16 protein-coding genes are annotated in these 18003 nt (G+C 72.4%); 4 read left to right on the top strand and 12 right to left on the bottom strand.

What is annotated here, in order from left to right; translation table 11 throughout:
• Positions 1-4: 4 nt before the first annotated feature.
• A complete protein-coding gene (locus BLU82_RS04485; protein WP_092616168.1) occupies positions 5-886 on the top strand; it encodes an alpha/beta fold hydrolase in 882 nt (293 codons plus the stop codon).
• Here BLU82_RS04485 and mnmA read toward each other — a convergent pair.
• Genes mnmA through BLU82_RS04465 form a run of 4 tightly spaced genes read right to left on the bottom strand, consistent with a single transcriptional unit; the run spans position 876 to position 4934 of the window.
• Positions 876-1967, bottom strand: coding sequence for a tRNA 2-thiouridine(34) synthase MnmA (gene mnmA, locus BLU82_RS04480; protein WP_092616165.1), 1092 nt, complete (start codon positions 1965-1967; stop codon positions 876-878). The genes BLU82_RS04485 and mnmA overlap by 11 nt on opposite strands.
• 2 nt (positions 1968-1969) lie before the next feature.
• The gene (locus BLU82_RS04475; protein WP_092616162.1) at positions 1970-3166 is read right to left on the bottom strand and encodes a cysteine desulfurase family protein; all 1197 of its coding nucleotides are present in this window, start codon (positions 3164-3166) and stop codon (positions 1970-1972) included.
• Positions 3167-3184: 18 nt separating this feature from the next.
• On the bottom strand, positions 3185-4132 hold the full coding sequence (locus BLU82_RS04470; protein ID WP_092616159.1) for an electron transfer flavoprotein subunit alpha/FixB family protein: 948 nt from the start codon (positions 4130-4132) through the stop codon (positions 3185-3187).
• A gap of 16 nt (positions 4133-4148) precedes the next feature.
• Positions 4149-4934, bottom strand: a complete 786-nt coding sequence (locus tag BLU82_RS04465) for an electron transfer flavoprotein subunit beta/FixA family protein (RefSeq protein WP_092616155.1) — start codon at positions 4932-4934, stop codon at positions 4149-4151.
• A 237-nt stretch (positions 4935-5171) separates the two neighbouring features.
• Between BLU82_RS04465 and BLU82_RS04460 the strand changes: the two genes are divergently transcribed.
• Positions 5172-6461 carry a glycosyltransferase family 4 protein gene (locus BLU82_RS04460; RefSeq protein WP_069114682.1) on the top strand — a complete coding sequence of 430 codons (1290 nt, stop codon included), beginning with the start codon at positions 5172-5174 and terminating at the stop codon, positions 6459-6461.
• A 6-nt stretch (positions 6462-6467) separates the two neighbouring features.
• On the opposite strand, the gene BLU82_RS04455 is transcribed toward BLU82_RS04460, so the two are convergent.
• On the bottom strand, positions 6468-7337 hold the full coding sequence (locus BLU82_RS04455) for an RNA polymerase sigma-70 factor (RefSeq protein ID WP_092616152.1): 870 nt from the start codon (positions 7335-7337) through the stop codon (positions 6468-6470).
• Positions 7338-7460: 123 nt separating this feature from the next.
• Between BLU82_RS04455 and BLU82_RS04450 the strand changes: the two genes are divergently transcribed.
• Entirely contained in the window at positions 7461-7943 is a 483-nt protein-coding gene (locus tag BLU82_RS04450; protein ID WP_092616149.1) for a carboxymuconolactone decarboxylase family protein, read from the top strand.
• Here the strand turns inward: BLU82_RS04450 and BLU82_RS04445 are convergent.
• The 7 genes from BLU82_RS04445 to BLU82_RS04415 all read right to left on the bottom strand — a co-directional run bounded on the left by BLU82_RS04445 (position 7907) and on the right by BLU82_RS04415 (position 17382).
• Positions 7907-8971 (bottom strand): HTTM domain-containing protein, encoded by a 1065-nt coding sequence (locus tag BLU82_RS04445; RefSeq protein WP_092616146.1) that lies wholly within the window; start codon positions 8969-8971, stop codon positions 7907-7909. The genes BLU82_RS04450 and BLU82_RS04445 overlap by 37 nt on opposite strands.
• On the bottom strand, positions 8968-9750 hold the full coding sequence (locus tag BLU82_RS04440) for a DUF5819 family protein (RefSeq protein ID WP_092616143.1): 783 nt from the start codon (positions 9748-9750) through the stop codon (positions 8968-8970). Before BLU82_RS04440 ends, BLU82_RS04445 begins: the two co-directional genes overlap by 4 nt.
• A gap of 10 nt (positions 9751-9760) precedes the next feature.
• A complete protein-coding gene (locus tag BLU82_RS04435; RefSeq protein WP_092616140.1) occupies positions 9761-10840 on the bottom strand; it encodes an HTTM domain-containing protein in 1080 nt (359 codons plus the stop codon).
• Entirely contained in the window at positions 10837-11595 is a 759-nt protein-coding gene (locus tag BLU82_RS04430) for a DUF5819 family protein (RefSeq protein ID WP_092616137.1), read from the bottom strand. The genes BLU82_RS04435 and BLU82_RS04430 overlap by 4 nt, the downstream gene beginning before the upstream one ends.
• 150 nt (positions 11596-11745) lie before the next feature.
• Positions 11746-13197 carry a choice-of-anchor G family protein gene (locus BLU82_RS04425; protein ID WP_172885529.1) on the bottom strand — a complete coding sequence of 484 codons (1452 nt, stop codon included), beginning with the start codon at positions 13195-13197 and terminating at the stop codon, positions 11746-11748.
• 747 nt (positions 13198-13944) lie between these two features.
• Positions 13945-16368 carry a choice-of-anchor G family protein gene (locus BLU82_RS04420; RefSeq protein ID WP_092616131.1) on the bottom strand — a complete coding sequence of 808 codons (2424 nt, stop codon included), beginning with the start codon at positions 16366-16368 and terminating at the stop codon, positions 13945-13947.
• A gap of 321 nt (positions 16369-16689) precedes the next feature.
• A complete protein-coding gene (locus BLU82_RS04415; protein WP_092616129.1) occupies positions 16690-17382 on the bottom strand; it encodes a DapH/DapD/GlmU-related protein in 693 nt (230 codons plus the stop codon).
• Between the two features lie 67 nt (positions 17383-17449).
• Between BLU82_RS04415 and BLU82_RS04410 the strand changes: the two genes are divergently transcribed.
• Positions 17450-18001: a GNAT family N-acetyltransferase gene (locus tag BLU82_RS04410; protein WP_092616127.1), complete on the top strand. Its 552-nt coding sequence runs from the start codon at positions 17450-17452 to the stop codon at positions 17999-18001.
• Positions 18002-18003: the final 2 nt, after the last annotated feature.

The raw sequence follows: 18003 nt of genomic DNA, 5'->3' as shown, positions 1-18003 counted from the left end.
CGTCATGACCACCGTCTCGCCGCAGAATCGCACGATCGTTCGTGCTGGCGCGAAGCTCCGCACGCTCCGGGTCGCGTTCCGCACGCTCGACCGCGTCGCGCCGTCGGCCGGCGCCCGCTGGGCCGCCGGGCTGTGGTGCATGCTGCCCGACACCGGCGGCCGCCGGCGCGACGAACGGCCGCGGCCGGGTGAGCGCAGCACGCTGACCCTCCCCGACGGCCGAGCGGTCGCGGTGGAGAGCTGGGGGTTCGGCCCGCCGGTCTACCTCATGCACGGCTGGGGCGGCTGGCGCGGCCAGCTCGGCGCGTTCGTCCAGCCGCTGGTCGACGCCGGGCGGCGGGTCGTGGCGCTCGACGCGCCCAGCCACGGCGAGTCCGGGCCCGGGCAGCTGGGCCGCGGCCGGGCCACCGGCGTCGAGTTCACCGAGGCGCTGGCGGCGGCCGTGGGCAAGCACGGCAAGCCGTCCGCCGTCGTCGCACACTCCCTCGGCGGGGCGGCGACGGCGGTGGCGGTGGCGGACGGGCTGCCGGCGGCGCGGCTGGTGCTGATCGCGCCGAGCACGACGCTCAGCGACGGGCTCGCACTGTTCCAGCGGACGATGGGCTTCGGCGAGCGCACCCGCAGCCGCCTGCTGGCGCGGCTGGAACGCCTGGCCGGCCGCCCGCTGACCGACTTCGACGTCACCGGGCTGGCCCGGCGCGCGGAGGTCCCGCCCACGCTCGTCGTGCACGACCGCAAGGACAAGGAGGTCCCGTACGACGACGGCGCCGCGCTCGCGGCCGCGTGGCCGGAGGCGGAGCTGATCAGCACCGACGGCCTCGGGCACCAGCGCATCCTGCGCGACCCCGGCGTCATCGGGCTGGTCGTCGACTACGTCACGCGCTGACGGCCGAGCGGGTGCGGTCGATGGTGGCCGACCCGATGACCCGGGTGCCGTCGTAGAGCACGATCGCCTGGCCGGAAGCGACGCCCTCCTGGGCGGTCTCGAACGTCACCTCGACCCCGGAGCCGGACACCGTCGCGGCCGCCGGGACCGGGGTGCCGTGCGCCCGGAACTGGGCCAGGCACGACAGCGGCGACGAGGCGGGCGGCGGCGCGCCGCACCAGCGCGGCGCCACTCCGGTGAGCGCGTCGACGGCGAGCGCCTCGCGCGGGCCGACGGTGACCCGGCGGTCGACCGGGGAGATGTCGAGGACGTAGCGCGGCTTGCCGTCGGCGGCCGGCGTGCCGATGCGCAGCCCCTTGCGCTGCCCGATGGTGAACCCGTAGGTGCCCTCGTGCGTGCCGACGACGGCGCCGGCGGCGTCGACGACCTCGCCCGGCGCGTCGCCGAGGTGGTCGCGCAGGAAGCCGGCGGTGTCGCCGTCGGCGATGAAGCAGATGTCGTGGCTGTCGGGCTTGCGGGCGACGGCCAGCCCGCGCCTCTCGGCTTCGTCGCGGACCTCGGACTTGACGGTGCCGCCGAGCGGGAACAGCGCATGGGAGAGCTGCTCGGCGGTCAGCACGCCGAGCACGTAGGACTGGTCCTTCTCCGGGTCGGCGGCGCGGTGCAGCTCGGTGCCCTCCGGCCCGGCGACGACCCGCGCGTAGTGCCCGGTGCCGACGGCGTCGAAGCCGAGCGCCAGCGCGCGGTCGAGCACGGCGGCGAACTTGATCTTCTCGTTGCAGCGCAGGCACGGGTTGGGCGTGCGGCCGGCGGCGTACTCGGCAACGAAGTCGTCGACGACGTCTGCGCGGAACCGCTCGGCGAGGTCCCACACGTAGAACGGGATGCCCAGGACGTCGGCGGCGCGGCGGGCGTCGCGGGAGTCCTCGATGGTGCAGCAGCCGCGGGCGCCGGTGCGGAACGACTGCGGGTTCGACGACAGCGCGAGGTGCACGCCGGTGACGTCGTGGCCGGCCTCGACCAGCCGGGCCGCGGCGACCGCCGAGTCGACTCCGCCGGACATCGCGGCGAGGACGCGCATGGTCAGTTCTCCCTGGTGGCGACGTTGACGATGCCGGCAACGCGGGCCCGCTCGACGGCCGGCCCGATGGCCGAGACCAGCGCGTCGACGTCGGCCGTCGTGGACGTGTGGCCGAGCGAGAACCGCAGCGACCCGCGGGCCCGCTCGTGCGGCGCGCCCATGGCCAGCAGGACGTGCGACGGCTCGGGCACGCCGGCCGTGCAGGCGCTGCCGGTGGAGCAGTCGATGCCGGCGGCGTCGAGCAGGAGCAGCAGCGCGTCGCCCTCGCAGCCGGGGAAGGAGAAGTGCGCGATGCCCGGCAGCGTGTGCGCCGGGTCGCCGTTCAGTACCGCGCCGGGCACCGCCGCCAGCACGCCGCCGACCAGCCGCTCGCGCAGCCCGGCCAGCGCCGACGCCCGCGCGGGCACGTCGGTCAGCGTCGATCGCAGCGCGGCGGCCAGCCCGGTGACGGCGGGGGCGTCGAGCGTGCCGGAGCGGACGTCGCGCTCCTGCCCGCCGCCGTGCAGGACGGGCACGACGTCGGCCTCGCGGCGCAGCAGCAGCGCGCCGACGCCGACCGGGGCGCCGGCCTTGTGGCCGGACACCGTCATGGCGTCGAGCCCGGAGTCGCCGAAGTGGACGGGCAGCGCGCCGACCGCCTGCACGGCGTCGGAGTGCACCGGGATGGCGTGCTCGTGCGCGACCGCGGCCACCTCGCCGACCGGCTGCACCGTGCCGACCTCGTTGTTGGCCCACATGACGGTGATCAGCGCGACCGACTCGGGGTCGGCCGCGACGACCCGGCGCAGCGCGTCGACGTCGAGCCGTCCGGTGGCGTCGACCGGCAGCCACTCGACCTTCGCGCCCTGCTCGGCGGCCAGCCAGTCGACGGTGTCGAGGACGGCGTGGTGCTCGACGGCGGAGGCGAGGATGCGGACCCGACGCGGGTCGGCGGCGCGGCGGGCCCAGTAGAGGCCCTTGACGGCGAGGTTGTCGGCCTCGGTGCCGCCCGAGGTGAACACCACCTCACTGGGCCGCGCACCGAGGCCGGCGGCGACGGACTCGCGCGCCTCCTCGACCAGCTTGCGGGCGTGCCGGCCGGAGGCGTGCAGCGACGAGGGGTTGCCGAGGGTCGCCATGGCCGCGGCGACGACGTCGATCACTTCGGGGAGGACGGGGGTCGTCGCCGCGTGGTCGAGATAGACGCGGCGCTCGGACATCGCGACCAGTTTACGTCGTCAGCCCTGACGCTTGCGGATCTCCTCGGTGGCCTGGGGCAGGACGGTGTGGAGGTCGCCGACGACGCCGAAGTCGGCCATCGCGAAGATCGGCGCCTCGGCGTCCTTGTTGACCACGACGATGGTCTTCGACGTCTGCATGCCGGCCCGGTGCTGAATGGCGCCGGAGATGCCGGCCGCGAGGTAGAGCTGCGGCGACACCGTCTTGCCGGTCTGCCCGACCTGGTAGGCGTGCGGGTACCAGCCGGCGTCGACCGCGGCCCGCGACGCGCCCACGGCCGCGCCCAGCGCGTCGGCAAGCGCCTCCACGGGCGCGAAGTCGCCGCCGGTACCGCGCCCGCCCGAGACCACGATGGACGCCTCGGTCAGCTCCGGGCGGCCGGTGGCCGCCCGCGGCTTGCGCTCCACGATGCGCGCCTTCGTGGCCGCCTCGCTGAACGCGACCGCGACCTTCTCCTCCGCCGGCGTGGCCGGCGCGGGCTCGGGCGTGACCGCGTTCGGCTTCACCGTGATGACCGGCGCACCCGTGGTGACCTGCGCGGTGACGGTGTAGCCGCCGGCGAACACCGACTGCGTCGTCGTGAAGTCGGCCGCGACGTCGACGGCGTCGGTGATGACACCCGACCCCAGCTTCACCGCCAGCCGGGCCGCGATCTCCTTGCCCTCCGGCGAGGACGTCAGCAGCACCCCGGCCGCACCGGACGAGGCCGCCAGCTGCGCCAGCGCCTCGGCCTTCGGCACCACCAGGTACTGCTCGAACTCGGGCGCCTCGACGACATACACCTTCGCCGCGCCGTACTCCCCCAGCGTGTCGCGGGCCGCGTCGAACCCCGACCCCAGGAAGACGGCTGCCGGCTCGCCCGCGCGGCGCGCGAGCGTCAGCAGCTCCAGCGTGGTCTTGCGCACCGCGCCGTCGACGTGGTCGACCAGGACCAGAATCTCACCCATCGTCGCCTCTCCCTGCTCAGATGAACTTCTGCGCGGCCAGGAACTCGGCCAGCTTCGTGCCGCCGTCGCCCTCGTCGGTCACGACCTGACCCTGTGTGCGCTCCGCCCGCTTCGTCACCTCACGGACGACGGAGGCGGCGGCGCCCAGCCCGACCGCGCCGGCGTCGACCCCGAGGTCGCCCAGCGTCCACGTCTCGACCGGCTTCTTCTTCGCCGCCATGATCCCCTTGAACGACGGGTACCGCGGCTCGTTGATCTGGTCGGTCACCGCCACCACCGCCGGCAGCGCGGCCTCGATGGTCTCGGACGCGACGTCGCCGTCGCGGCGCGCCGTCACCGACGTCTCGGACACCGCCAGCTCACCGACGAAGCCCACGTGCGCCAGCCCGAGATGCTCGGCCAGCATCGCCGGGACCACGCTCATGCCGCCGTCGGTCGACGCCATGCCGGTCAGTACCAGGTCGACGTCGCCGACCTTCGCGACCGCGGCCGCCAGCACCCGAGCGGTGGCCGGCGCGTCGGACCCGTGCAGGGAGTCGTCGACCACGTGCACACCGGAGCCGGCGCCCATCTGCAGCGCCTTCTTCAACGCGGCGTCGGCGCCCTCGGGGCCCATCGTCAACGCGACGACCTCGACATCGTCGCCGGCCTCGGCGATCTTCAACGCCTCCTCGACGGCGTACTCGTCCAGCTCGGACAACAAGCCGTCGACACCCACCCGGTCGGTGGTGTTGTCGGCGGCGGTGAAGGTCCGGTCCGCGGTGGCGTCCGGAACGTGCTTGACCAGGGTGACGATCTTCATGGCCGGGTTGCGACCTCCTAGGCCGGGCGGGTGGAGACTGCCAGTGTGGCGTCCATCGCGAGGCTAGCCCACGCCGGGGTGGCGGGGCCGTCGACTGTCCCGATGTTACCGGGGAGTAACCGACGACCCCAAGCCCTCGCGACGTGCAACACGTCACAGTCCGGGACGGCCGCCGATACCCGTTTTCGCCATCCGTACGCGGTCCCGATCATGGGCCCGCTGTGAAATGATCGCGCGATGCGGATACTTGTCGTCTCGTGGGAGTACCCGCCAGTCATCTACGGCGGGCTCGGGCGTCACGTCCACCGCCTGACCGAGGGTCTCGTGGCCGACGGACACGACGTCGCCGTCGTCACCCAGTCCGCCCCGGGGATGCCCGAGGAAGAGGACGACAAGGGTGTGCGCGTGTTCCGGGCGCCGCCCGATCCGCCGGCCGGCGAGCGTGGCGAGGACCTCGTGCCGTGGGTGCTGGCGCTGAACACCAGCCTCATGCGCACCGCCCACCGGCTCACCCGCGAGTGGATGCCCGACGTCGTCCACGCGCACGACTGGGTCGACGCGCACGCCGGCATCAACGTCGCGCGCGCCATCGACGCGCCGCTGGTCGCCACCGTCCACGCCACCGAGGCGGGGCTCTGGGACGGCTGGCTGTCGACGCCGCTGTCGCGGGCCCGGCACGACATCGAGGCGTGGCTGGTCGCCGAGGCCACCCGCTCCATCGTCTGCTCCGAGGCCATGCGGGTCGAGGCCGCCGCCGCGTTCGACGTCCCGCCCGAGGACCTCACCGTCATCCGCAACGCCGTCGACCACCCCGCCTGGCGCACCACGGCCGAGGCGCGGCGAGCCACCCGCGAGCGGTTCGGCATCCCGCCGAAGACGCCGCTGCTGGTGTTCGGCGGGCGGCTGGAATGGGAGAAGGGCGTCGACGTCTGCGTCGAGGCGCTCTCGCTGGTCCGCCAGCGCCACCACGACGCCCGGCTGGTGCTGGCCGGCGCCGGGTCGCAGGAGATCAACCTGCGGCGGCTGGCGCAGCGGCTGCAGATCGACCACGTCGTCCAGTTCGCCGGGCGCATGGACCAGCCCGACCTCGCCGCCCTCTTCGGCGCCGCCGACGTCGCCATGTGCCCGTCGTCGTACGAGCCGTTCGGCATCGTGGCACTGGAGGCGTGCGCGGCCGGCACCCCGGTCATCGCAGGCGACAGCGGCGGCCTGCGCGAGGTCATCGAGCACGACGTCACCGGCCTGCTGGTGCCGCCGCGCGACCCCGGCGACCTCGCGGCCGCGGCCATGCGGCTGCTCGACGAGCCCGGCCTGTCGCAGCGGCTGGTCCGGGCCGCCCACCAGCGCATCGCCACCGAGTTCGTCTGGACGGCGGTCGCCCGCGAGACCGAGAAGGTCTACGCGGCCGCCGTCGCCGACCCCCGGCCGCCGCGGCCGCGGCCCGCACCTGCGCCCGACGGCAACATCCTGGCCGACCGGCCGGCGGCGGTGCAGCAGGCCTGGAAGCGGGTCCGGGGCGAGGTCTGACGGCGCTCAGGGGCGGGCCCGGCGCAACGTCACCGCGCGGCCGAACCGCGTCAGCTTCTCCGGGTTGCGCACCGCGTAGAGGCCGGTCACCAGCCCGCCCTCGAGCCGCACCGCCATGACGGTGTCGATCGCGTCGCCGTCGCGCAGAACCAGCGCCGGGTGGCCGTTCACCAGCGCGGGCTGCGGCGTGGCAGCGATCCGGCCCAGCACGGCGGCGACCGTCGCGGCACCGGTGACGGGCTCCAGCGCCGCCCGGGCGACCCCGCCGCCGTCGGTGAGCAGGACGACGTCCGGCGCGAGCACGTCGACCAGTCCCTGCAGGTCACCGGTCTCGACCGCCCGCCGGAACGCGTCCAGCGCGGCCCGGGCCTGCTCCGCCGGCGCGGAGCCGCGCGGCCGTCTGGCGGCGACGTGGCCGCGGGCGCGGTGCGCGATCTGCCGGACGGAGGCCGGGGTCTTGCCGACCGCCCGGGCGATCTCGTCGTACTCCACGGCGAACACGTCGCGCAGCACGAACACCGCCCGCTCCGTCGGCGTCAGCGTCTCCAGCACCAGCAGCATCGCCATCGAGACGCTCTCCGCCAGCTCGACGTCCTCGGCGACGTCGGGCGTGGTCAGCAGCGGCTCGGGCAGCCACGGGCCCACGTAGGACTCGCGCCGCCGGCGCACCGTGCGCAGCCGGACCAGCGCCTGCCGGGTGGTGGTCCGGATGAGGTAGGCGCGCTGGTCGCGGACCCCGTCGAGGTCGACCCCGGCCCACCGCAGCCACACCTCCTGCAGCACGTCCTCCGCGTCGGCGGCCGAGCCCAGCATTTCGTAGGCGACGGTGAACAGCAGGTTGCGGTACGCGACGAAGGTCTCGGTGGCCGGGTCCATACGCCTATGACACCGCCCGGCGCAGGTCTGTGACGCGGCGTACGTCACACCCCGGCGCTGTCACGGGATCGGGCCGGCCGGCATCTCCAGGTCGTCACGCACACCGGCACGGAAGGACCGACCATGACGCTCCGACTCGACCTGTTCTCCACCCCGACCGCCGCGAAGACGCTCAAGCGCTTCTCCGGCGCCGCGCTGGCGCTGGAGGAGTCGACGCTGCCGAAGGCGCTGCGCGAGCTGGTGCAGCTGCGGGTCAGCCAGCTCAACGGCTGCGGCTACTGCGTCGACGCCCACACCAAGGAGGCCGCGGCCGCCGGCGAGCCCGACGTCCGGATCCACCTGGTCGCGGCCTGGCGGGAGTCGACGGTGTTCACCGACGCCGAGCGGGCCGCGTTCGCGCTGGCCGAGGAGGCCACCCGGCTCGACCTCGGCCACGGCGTCTCCGACGCGACGTGGGCCGCCGTGCGCGAGCACTACGACGACGACCAGCTCGGCGCGCTGATCTGCGTCGTCTCGCTGATCACCGCGGCCAACCTGATGAACGTCATCGTGCGCAACCGCGGCGGCTCCTACGTCCCGGGGACCTTCGCGGCGTCGTCGAGCTGACCACCGGCGGCGGCCGCCGGGCCGGGTTCGGGCTCCGGCTCGCGCCCGGGTTCCGGCGGCGGCCGCTTGCGGGCCCGGCGCGCCCAGCGGATCACCGCCCGGTAGGTGTCGTCGCGGACGAAGACCATGTCGGCGGCGATCATCGCCAGCGAGAACCACGGCAGCGCCATCGTGACCGCGATGCCGACGTGCATCGCGAAGATCGCCAGCAGCGCCAGCACCCGGGTGCCGCGTCGCAACAGCAGCAGCGGGAACAGCACCTGCACGAACACCGTCACGTAGCTGCCGATCGTGACGAACACGCCGTTGGTGTAGACCAGCTCGTTCAGCCCGGGCCACGGCGCGTACTGGCCGATGCGCAGCGGGTAGTAGAGCCCCACGCCCTCCTGCCACATGCTGCCCTGGACCTTCGACAGCCCGGAGGTCATGTAGATCATGAACACCTGGGTGGCGACGGCCATCAGCGCGACGTTGTGGAACAGCGTCCCCACCCAGGGCGGCAGCGGCACCAGCGGCCGGTAGCCGGGCCGGGCACGGCGGCGGGCGTCCAGCGACCACCGCATGGAGGTGTCGGCGAAGCACAGGAACAGCAGCATGATGCGGACGATGTTGTCGCCGGCGTCGTCGGCCAGCGGGTTCAGCCGCATCAGGCTGGCGATCGCGATCATCAGCAGCGGGGTAACCACGCGGGTGCGCCAGCCCAGCGTGAACGCGACGGCCAGCGCGGCCAGCAGCAGGTACTTCAGCGTGAATTCCGTGGTGCCGTCGTCCTGCGCGAACACCCAGGTGAACGGGAAGCCGTACTCGTCGACGGTCAGCCACGGGGTGAGCCAGCGCGAGCCGGGACCCCACACGTAGTGCCGGGCGGCGAAGTTGACGGTGAGCGAGCCGAGGATCGCGACGCCGATGAGGATGCGCATCGCGGCCAGCCCGTACGTGGCCTTCTTGCGGTCGAACAGCCACTGCTCGCCCGCGTCGACCGTCCGCCCGACGGCGCCCGTCACGAACCGGATCGCGTCGCCGATCACCGGTTCTCCACCAGCCCGTCGACGACGTCGGCGAACGCGGCGTCGTCCTGGTCGGGGTCGACCAGCACTGGGCGCCAGCCGAAGTCGCGGACCGTCCGCTGCGGGTCCTCGGGCACCGGGTCGAACCGGACATCCCAGCGCGGCACCGGCGTGCGGACCAGCTGGAACTGGACGGCGACGACGTCCTCGCCCCACAGCGCCCGGGCCAGCTGGGTGGAGTAGCCGGTGGCGACTCGGTCGGCGCGGACGATGTTGGCGACGCGGCTGGACGTCTCGCCGCCCTGCGCCGCGATGAGGTCGTCGGCCAGCGGCCGCCAGTCCTCCATGTCGACGTAGTCGGCGGCGACGATCTCCTGCTGCTCGTCGGTGAGCGCGTCCCAGGCGGTGTTGACGCGGCGGTGCAGGTTCGACGTCAGCCGGCTGGCCCGCGACGGCGCGGGGTCGTGCGTGATCAGCGTCCACTCCAGGCGCGTCGCGTCGGCCCAGTCGGTGGTGCGCAGCTCACCGGTCTGAGGGTCCTCGACCTGCGCCCGGACCCGCAGCTCGTCCTCGGCGTTCACCGGGTTCGGCGCGAACAGGCTCCAGTTCTGCTGGAAGAACGGCCGCATGTACCCGGACACCTGGGCGCCGACGGAGTCCTTGATCGGGTTGCTCGGCGCGTTCCACAGGAACGTCGCCACGAAATGCAGCACCACGACGCCGACCAGGAAGAACGCGACGCCCTTCGCGATCGGCGGCACCTCGGCGCGCTGGGTGTCGTCCGGCCTCTCGTTCGGCACGCGGGCCAGGCTACCTCGTGGGCACGGGCTCGGCCGGGGCCTGCTCCGGCGCGGGCTCCGCCGCGGCCGGCCGCCGCCGTCGCCGTCGCTCGTCCCGGGCCGCACGCACCCGGGCCGCGATGCCCTGGTAGGTGGAGTCGCGGATGAAGATCTGGTCGCCGGCCATGATGAACAGCGAGAAGAACGGCAGCCCCATGATCACCGCGATGCCGGCGTGCATGCCGAGGACGCCGAGCAGCGCTACCACCCGGGTGCCGCGACGCAACAGCAGCAGCGGGAAGAACAGCTGGATGAACACGGAGAAGTACGAGACGACCAGCACGCCGAACGGGTTGGCCGACAGCAGGTCGTTCAGCCACGGCCACGGCCGGTACTGCCCGACCTGCATCGGGTAGTAGACGGCGGTGCCGTCCTGCCAGTACTCCCCCTGCACCTTGTACAGCGCCGAGGCCACGTAGATGATGCAGATCTGCGCGCCGACGGCCAGGACGGCGAGGTTGTGGATGAGCACGCCGAGCCGGGCGCCGCCGCGACGCAGCCCATCGGGGGTGAACCGGCGCGGCCACAGCCGGCGGCTCAGGCCCTGCTCCTGCCGCGCGCGCCGGCGGGCGTCCAGCGACCACCGTCCGGACAGGTCGGCGAAGCACAGGTAGATGAGCAGGATGCGGAAGATGTTGTCGCTCTGGTCGCCGTAGAGCGGGTTCGACTCGATCAGGCTGACCCAGCAGATCAGCAGCAGTGGCGCGACCACCCGGGTGCGCCAGCCGAGCGTGAAGGCGACCGCCAGCGCGAGCACGACCAGCGTCTTCACCGTCAGCGTTGTGGGGTCGCTGCCGCCCTCGAACAGCGTGAACGGCCAGCCGAAGCCGCCGTTGCGCTCGAGCGGCGTCATCCACTGCGCGGCGTCGCCCCACAGGTAGTGGCGGTTGGCGAAGTTCGCCAGCAGGAACCAGACGGCCGCGCCGCCGAAGATGACGCGGACGACGGCGACGCCGTACGTGGCGCGCTTGGCGCCCAGCAGCCACTCCTCGCCCTTGCCGACGGTGCGGGCGGCGCCGTCCAGGGCGCGGTCGACGGCGGAGCCGATCACCGGAACCTCCCGATGGCCTCGGCGAACGCCGCGCTGTCCTGGTCGTCGTACAGGTAGAGAGGACGGCGGCCGAACTCGCGGGTGGTGACCGACGGGTCGTCGCCGCGGTCGTCGAAGCGCGGCGCGCGGGTCTCCTGGATCTGCACCTCGACGTACTCGATGCCGGAGTCGCGGCCCCACCAGGCCCACGCGAATTGCGTGGCGTAGGCCGCCATGGCGCGGTCGAGGCGCAGCACGTAGGAGATGCGCGCGTCGGAGCTGGGGTCGGGGGTGGCGAGCATCGCCTCCTCCATGCGCGCCCACGCGTTCTCGTGGTAGTTGCCGGCCAGCACGGCCTGCTCCTCGCGCGAGATGAGGCGGTACTGCTTGCGCATGTTGCCGGCCAGCCGCCGGGTGATAATGCCCGCGCGCGACGGCGCCAGGCTGTGCAGGATGTTGCCGTCGACCTCGAGCTGGGTGACGTCCACCCACTCGGTGGAGCTGTCGGCGTCGTACCAGCCGCGCACCAGCATGGAGTACTCGACGCTGATGGGCGTCGGCGCGAACAGGCTCCACTCCTGCTGGAAGTACGGCTGCATGTAGCTCGTCAGCGTCGTGCCCAGCGACTCCTTGGCCGCGTTGGCCGGGCCGACGAACACCGCCGTCGCGAAGAGGTGCGCGCACAGCAGCGCGCCGAGCCCTCCGGCGACGACCTTGATCCACGTCGGACGCGGTTCCTGCCGCTCCGGCGTTGTCGCTGTCTCCTGGTCACGCATCGTGCCTGCCCTCGTGTGCCGACCGCCCGGTTCGACCGACCCCGGAAACGCCGATCCGGTGGGCCCGCGCCCTGGCTTGAGAGCGGACCCACCGTGATCGAACGTGGGAGTCGTGGTGCTACTCCTGGGTGTTACTGGTGGTGCTGTGCGTCACTCGACGGTGAGGCCCCGGCGACGGCTGACCGCGTAGGCGGCGATGCCACCGGCGAGGACCAGGCCCAGGCCGAGGATCAGCAGCTGGCTGGAGCCGGCACCGGTGTCGGGCAGCTCGTCGCCGTCCTCGTTGCCGTTGGCGTCAGCGGCGCCGTCGTCGTCACCGTTGGTCTCGGTGCCGTCGACCTCGGTGCCGTCGACCTCCGTCTCGGTACCGTCGACCTCCGTCTCGGTACCGTCGACCTCGGTCTCGGTGCCGTCGACCTCGGTGCCGTCCACCTCGGTGCCATCGACCTCGGTGCCGTCCACCTCGGTGCCGTCCACCTCGGTGCCGTCCACCTCGGTGCCATCGACCTCGGTGCCATCGACCTCGGTCTCGGTGCCATCGACCTCGGTCTCGGTGCCGTCGACCTCGGTCTCCTCACCGTCGGCCTTGGTGTTCGGGCCGACGTGCGACTCGGCCAGCGTCACCGAGACGCCGCCGTTGTCGAGGCCACCCAGCAGCGTGACCTGCATGGCCGCGACGCTGTAGGTCTCGGAGGTGGCGGCGCGCTCGACGTTCACCGCGGTGCGGGCGCTGGTCGGCATGGCCACACCGGCGTCAGCCTGGTCGGGCTGCACGTTCACCTTGATCGACAGGATGTCGGTCAGGGCGTCGGCGATGCCGTTGGTGAGCTCGTCGAGGCCGAGGTTGCCGAGCAGGTCGCCCAGGCCGGCGCCGAGGTCACCGAGCAGCTCGGTGAGCAGGTTGTCGAGGATGTCGAACAGGCCCGGGCCGATCAGCTCGCTGTTCGGCGGCAGGTCGTTCAGGCTCTCGAACAGCAGGTCGAGGTCGATGACGATGGTGCCGTCCTCGATCCAGACCGCGGCGTCGTCGCCGAGCGACAGGTTCAGGCCGCTCAGCAGCGGGACGGTGACCCGCAGCTCGCCACCGGCGATCTCGTAGTCGCGCGAGACCTCGAAGTCGTCGTCGGACGGCTCGAGGTGCGCCTCGGACGAGACGGCGCCGAGCTCGAGCTCGACGTCGGCGATGAGGTCGGTGACGCCCTCGCCGAGCAGGTCGGTCAGGTCGAACGTGGCGTTGCCGGGGAAGCCGGCCTCGACACCCGTGCCGACGCCACCGTTGTCGGCGACCGCACCGGTCGCGGCGTGCGACACGGCGCCGTCCTCGGCCGTGGCCCACTGGTTCACCGCGCCGAGCTTGATGATGTCGCTCAGCGGGATCTGCAGGTTCGGGTCGATGTCGATGTTGATCGAGTCGAGCAGAGTGACGTCCAGCGGGTTGGCGTCGGTGACGGCCTCCGGGTCGCCCAGGTTCTCGACGTCGACACCGGCGAGCTCGGCGATCTCGTCCAGGTCGGTGCCCAGGACGGTGCCGTCGAGGAACCGCGCACCAGCGCGCGCCTCGTCACCCTCGGCCGCTGCGGCGGGCGTCAGCCACGCACCCACAGCGAAAACCGGGGCAATACCAGCTGCGAGCAGCGTTGTCGCTGCGCGACGCCGGCGCATAACAGGTGTTGCAGGCATGCCTTCTCCTCTGGCATTTGCATTTTCATGGCGGGCTCCTTCGCGGCCATCAGATGTGCCAAGGCCGGCGAAGCGTGATCATGAACCTACAACTGCGTCAGAGACGTGTCTCGTACTTGGCGAATTTGCCTCCGGGGACACCGACCGCCCATTCGTCGCGCGCCGGTCGCTAAGCCTCGAAAGGGTTGATCAACTTCTATCCCCGCAAAGCTGGCCTCTTAGCGTCTTTGCCGTTTTTCGCCTGTTCTCCGGACATACCGGGGCGGATCGTCGCGTTGAACTGGGGCGAAGGGGGCGAATCGGCCGTGCTCGAGGTGTGCAAACCGGAACCAGTGGTCTAAACCGCGAGCCTGTCGGCCGTGACCCAATCGTTATGGAGGGGCGACACGCGGGCGGGTTCCGGTGCGGTTTCCTTTCCGCCCAACGTCCTGGTCAGAGCGCCATTGAGCGGAGTCCGGCTCACCCATTCGGCTGATAGCGCGATGCGTTGTGGATATGCCAGTCGGCGGCCGGCGGGAATGGCGTTCGCCGGGCCGGCGGCGAGCCGCTTCCTCGGCGCCCGTTTTCCAGTGCCCGCCGAGCCTGTTTCGGAGGCCTGCGAGCCGATGGCCGCGGGTCCGGATCGCGGACCCGCGGCCATCGTTCGTCTCGCCGGATGGTGGCCGGGACTCAGCCCTGGCCGACCCCGCCGCGACGGCTGACGGCGAAGGCGGCGATGCCGCCCGCGAGCATCAGCCCGATGCCGACGATCAGCAGCTGGTTCGACCCAGCGCCGGTGTCGGGCAGCCGCTCGTCGTCATCGCTGCCACGGTTCTCGTGACCGTTGTCGTCGTCGCCGTTGTCCTCGGTCGCCGGCTGCGGGATCACACCCGCCGTCTCGACGCCATCGACCTCAGACCCGTCGACCTCGACTCCGGCCACTTCCGACCCGTCGACCTCGGTGCCGTCCACCTCGGTGCCGTCCACCTCGGTGCCGTCCACCTCGGTCCCGTCCACCTCGGTCCCGTCCACCTCAGTGCCATCGACCTCGGTGCCGTCGACCTCGGTGCCGTCCACCTCGGTGCCGTCCACCTCGGTCCCATCGACCTCGGTCCCGTCCACCTCGGTGCCATCGACCTCGGTGCCATCGACCTCGGTGCCATCGACCTCGGTCCCGTCCACCTCGGTGCCATCGACCTCGGTCCCGTCCACCTCGGTCCCGTCCACCTCGGTCCCGTCCACCTCGGTGCCATCGACCTCGGTCCCGTCCACCTCGGTGCCATCGACCTCGGTGCCATCGACCTCGGTGCCATCGACCTCGGTCCCGTCCACCTCGGTGCCATCGACCTCGGTGCCATCGACCTCGGTCCCGTCCACCTCGGTGCCGTCCACCTCGGTCCCATCGACCTCGGTCCCGTCCACCTCGGTGCCATCGACCTCGGTCCCGTCCACCTCAGTGCCGTCCACCTCGGTCCCATCGACCTCGGTCCCGTCCACCTCGGTCCCATCGACCTCGGTCCCGTCCACCTCAGTGCCGTCCACCTCAGTGCCATCGACCTCGGTCCCATCGACCTCGGTCCCATCGACCTCGGTCCCATCGACCTCGGTCCCGTCCACCTCAGTGCCGTCCACCTCAGTGCCATCGACCTCGGTCTCGCCACCGTCATCAGCGGTGGTGTTGGGACCCACGGTCGACTCGGCGAGGGTGAGGACTGCGGCCGGGGCGTCGGGGAGCGCCGTCACCTCGAGGGCGGCCACGCTGTACGGACCATCCGTCGCCCGCGCCTGAGCCGGCACCTCGACGGCCTCGGGCTGGACGTTCAGCTTGATCGACAGAATCGACGCGAGCAGGTCGCCGACCGGGGTGAGCGACTCCGCCAGGGAGCTGACCAGCCCGGCGACGGTCTCGCCGAGCGTGGTGAGCGGGCCGCCCTCGGCGAACACGACGTCCTCGATGACCCCGCCGACCGTGGAGATCAGCGTGTCGAGCACCGGCGCGATCAGCGCCGAGATGAGCCCGACGACGACGCCGGTGCTGTTGTTGACGAACGCCGCCTCACCGGTGAGGACGTCGCCCAGGGTGCCGGTGAGCTGCAGGTCCAGCGTGCCCGGCAGCAGCCCGCCGACCTCGGCGTAGATCTTCACGTCCAGCGTCGCCGCGTTCAGCGCGTTCTCGACCGTGTCGACGATGTCCGTGACCAGCGTGTCCAGCAGGGTGCCGATGGTCTCGGCCAGCTGCGAGATCACCTCGGGGCTGAGCAGCTCGGTGTTCGGCGCCTGGTCGTTCAGCCCGCCGGCCAGGGTGTCGAGGTCGACGACCAGCGTGCCCTCGGCCAGGTTCAGCTCGACGCCGGTGCCCTCGCCCAGCGGCGTGGCCAGCAGCTCCTCGACGGCGCCGGCGAGGTCGGTCTCCAGCGACACCGTGATGTCGGGGTTCTCGACGCCCGCGACGGCCAGCAGGTTGAGCAGCCCCTCGACGGTCGAGAGGGTCTGGGCGATGGTGCCCTCGGGCCCGGCCAGCCCGTTGACGATCTCGTCGACGGTGGCGACGGCGTCCTGGACCTGCGGCAGGAGATCGGCGAGCAGGGGGATGGTCAGCCGCAGCTGACCGCCGGCGATCTCGTAGTCGTTGGTGAACTCGAACCCCTCACCGGACGGCGCCAGGTGCGCCTCCGACGAGATGGCGCCGAGCTCGAGCTCGAGGTCGGCGACGAGGTCGGTGAGGGCCTCGCCGAGCACGTCGGTGAGGTCGAACGTCGCGTTGCCGGGGAACCCGGCCTCGGTGCCGGTGCCGATGCCGCCGTTGTCGGCGACCGCACCGGTCGCGGCGTGCGAGGCGCCGCCGTCCTCCGCCGACGCCCACTGGTTGACGGCGCCCAGCTGCAGGATGTCACTCAGCGGCAACTGCACCCCGCCGGGGACCGACACGTTGAGGGTGTCGAGGACGGTGAGATCGAGCGGGTTCGCCTCGGTGACCGGGTCGGGTGTGCCGAGGTTCTCGACCTCGACGCCGGCCAGTTCGGCGACGGCGTCGAGGTCCGTCCCGAGGATCTCGCCGCTGAGGAATCGCGCGGCCGAGCGGGACTCGTCACCCTCGGCCGCCGATGCGGGCACCAACCACGCACCGACGGCGACTACCGGGGCCACTCCGGCTGCCAGGAGCGAAGCCGCTACCCGACGCCGACGATGTCTTTCCCAGGAAGACATTCCTGCTCTCCTTGTGCTCGGGGACGTTACCTCCGCGCCGTCCGCGTCGAACGCGCGGAACAAAGGGCGCGACCTAGGTCGAGGACCGGCCTGCTGACGGGTGCGATATTACTGTCCCGACAAGGCAGTTGACCTTCAGAATTGCTGAATTACTCGGCCCCGAGCGCGAAATGCGAGCGAACTCTCCGTAGCGGAGAAATGGGACGGATCACGACCGACAGACCGGCGTCAATTCCGCCGATCCGGACAATCGTCCTGGCCTTTTTCTGCGGAAACCGCCGGATTCCCTCGGTGCTTGAGAATTCGCGCGGGAACTCCCCCGGCGACGGCCAGATCGGGGATCGTCCCGCGAACGACGGCGTGCGCGGCGAGCACGCAGCCGCGCCCGACCACGGCGCCGCGCAGCACCGTCACCTTGACCCCGAGCCAGCAGTCCGGCCCGATCCGCACCGGCGACTTGACGATCCCCTGGTCCTTGATCGGCAGGCCGAGATCGTCGAAGCGGTGGTCGAAGTCGGTGACATACACCCAGTCGGCCACCAGCGTCCGGGCGCCGATCTCGACGTCCAGGTAACACGTGACCGTCGACGACGACCCGAGGACGGCCTTGTCGCCGACCCGCAGCGTCCCCTCGTGCGCCGTCAGCGCGGTGCCGTCGCCGATGTGCACCCAGCGGCCGAGCACCACCCGCCCGTAGCCGCGCCGCCCGGCCACCCGGGCACCCCGGCCGAGGAACACCATGCCCTCGGTGACGACCTCGGGGTGGCGCAGCCGCAGCCGCAGCAGCCGCGCGTACCGGACCAGGTACCACCACGTCCACGCCCGGTGCCGCAGCACCCACCGCAGCGACGACGGCGTCAGGTAGCGCGCCTGCCGAGGGTCGCGGGGACGGCGGAACGACACCGCCACACGGTATGTCATGGTGGCCTGATCAGCCCGTTACGGGGCGGAGACGGCCGCGAAACACCCGTGGCGGAGGCTTGCCGGCATGAAGGACTCGGCCCATCTGTTCTCCGGCTCCGGCATCACGGCCCGGTTGCGCGACGGGCGCACGGTCACCGTCCGGGCGGCCACGGCGCGCGACGCCGGCGACGTCAGCGCGATGCACGTGCGGTGCTCCACCGAGACCGTCCGGCACCGCTACCACTCCGTCCCGCCGATGACGGGGCGGTTCCTCTCCCAGCTCCTCGGCACCGAGATCGCGCTGGTCGCCGTGGCGCCGAACCGCGCGGTGGTGGCGCTGGCCAACCTCGGCCGCGACGACGACGCCGCCGGCGAGCTGGCGGTCGTCGTGGAGGACCGCTGGCAGCGGGCCGGCCTCGGCTCGGCGCTACTGGATCACTTGGTCGGCATGGCCCGGCTGGTCGGCTACCGCGAGGTCTACACCGTCGGGCTGCCCGGCAGCGGCTGGTACCGCACGACGCTGGCCCGGCACGGCCGCACCCGGCTGGAGCGGTCGGACGGCCACGACACGATGCGGCTGTGGCTGCGCTCACCGCCGGTCCGGCTCCCGCAGCAACTCGGCGCGACGGCGGCCTGACC

The organism is Jiangella sp. DSM 45060 (assembly GCF_900105175.1).
In the GTDB taxonomy this organism is placed as follows: Bacteria; Actinomycetota; Actinomycetes; order Jiangellales; family Jiangellaceae; genus Jiangella.
This window is presented reverse-complemented; position numbering and strand designations above follow the sequence as displayed.

Bases quoted from the DNA above. Each gene is read 5' to 3' on its own strand.
- BLU82_RS04485 (WP_092616168.1), top strand. From the start codon at position 5: ATGACCACCGTCTCGCCGCAGAATCGCACGATCGTTCGTGCTGGCGCG.
- mnmA (WP_092616165.1), bottom strand. From the start codon at position 1,967: ATGCGCGTCCTCGCCGCGATGTCCGGCGGAGTCGACTCGGCGGTCGCC.
- BLU82_RS04475 (WP_092616162.1), bottom strand. From the start codon at position 3,166: ATGTCCGAGCGCCGCGTCTATCTCGACCACGCGGCGACGACCCCCGTC.
- BLU82_RS04470 (WP_092616159.1), bottom strand. From the start codon at position 4,132: ATGGGTGAGATTCTGGTCCTGGTCGACCACGTCGACGGCGCGGTGCGC.
- BLU82_RS04465 (WP_092616155.1), bottom strand. From the start codon at position 4,934: ATGAAGATCGTCACCCTGGTCAAGCACGTTCCGGACGCCACCGCGGAC.
- BLU82_RS04460 (WP_069114682.1), top strand. From the start codon at position 5,172: ATGCGGATACTTGTCGTCTCGTGGGAGTACCCGCCAGTCATCTACGGC.
- BLU82_RS04455 (WP_092616152.1), bottom strand. From the start codon at position 7,337: ATGGACCCGGCCACCGAGACCTTCGTCGCGTACCGCAACCTGCTGTTC.
- BLU82_RS04450 (WP_092616149.1), top strand. From the start codon at position 7,461: ATGACGCTCCGACTCGACCTGTTCTCCACCCCGACCGCCGCGAAGACG.
- BLU82_RS04430 (WP_092616137.1), bottom strand. From the start codon at position 11,595: ATGCGTGACCAGGAGACAGCGACAACGCCGGAGCGGCAGGAACCGCGT.
- BLU82_RS04415 (WP_092616129.1), bottom strand. From the start codon at position 17,382: ATGACATACCGTGTGGCGGTGTCGTTCCGCCGTCCCCGCGACCCTCGG.
- BLU82_RS04410 (WP_092616127.1), top strand. From the start codon at position 17,450: ATGAAGGACTCGGCCCATCTGTTCTCCGGCTCCGGCATCACGGCCCGG.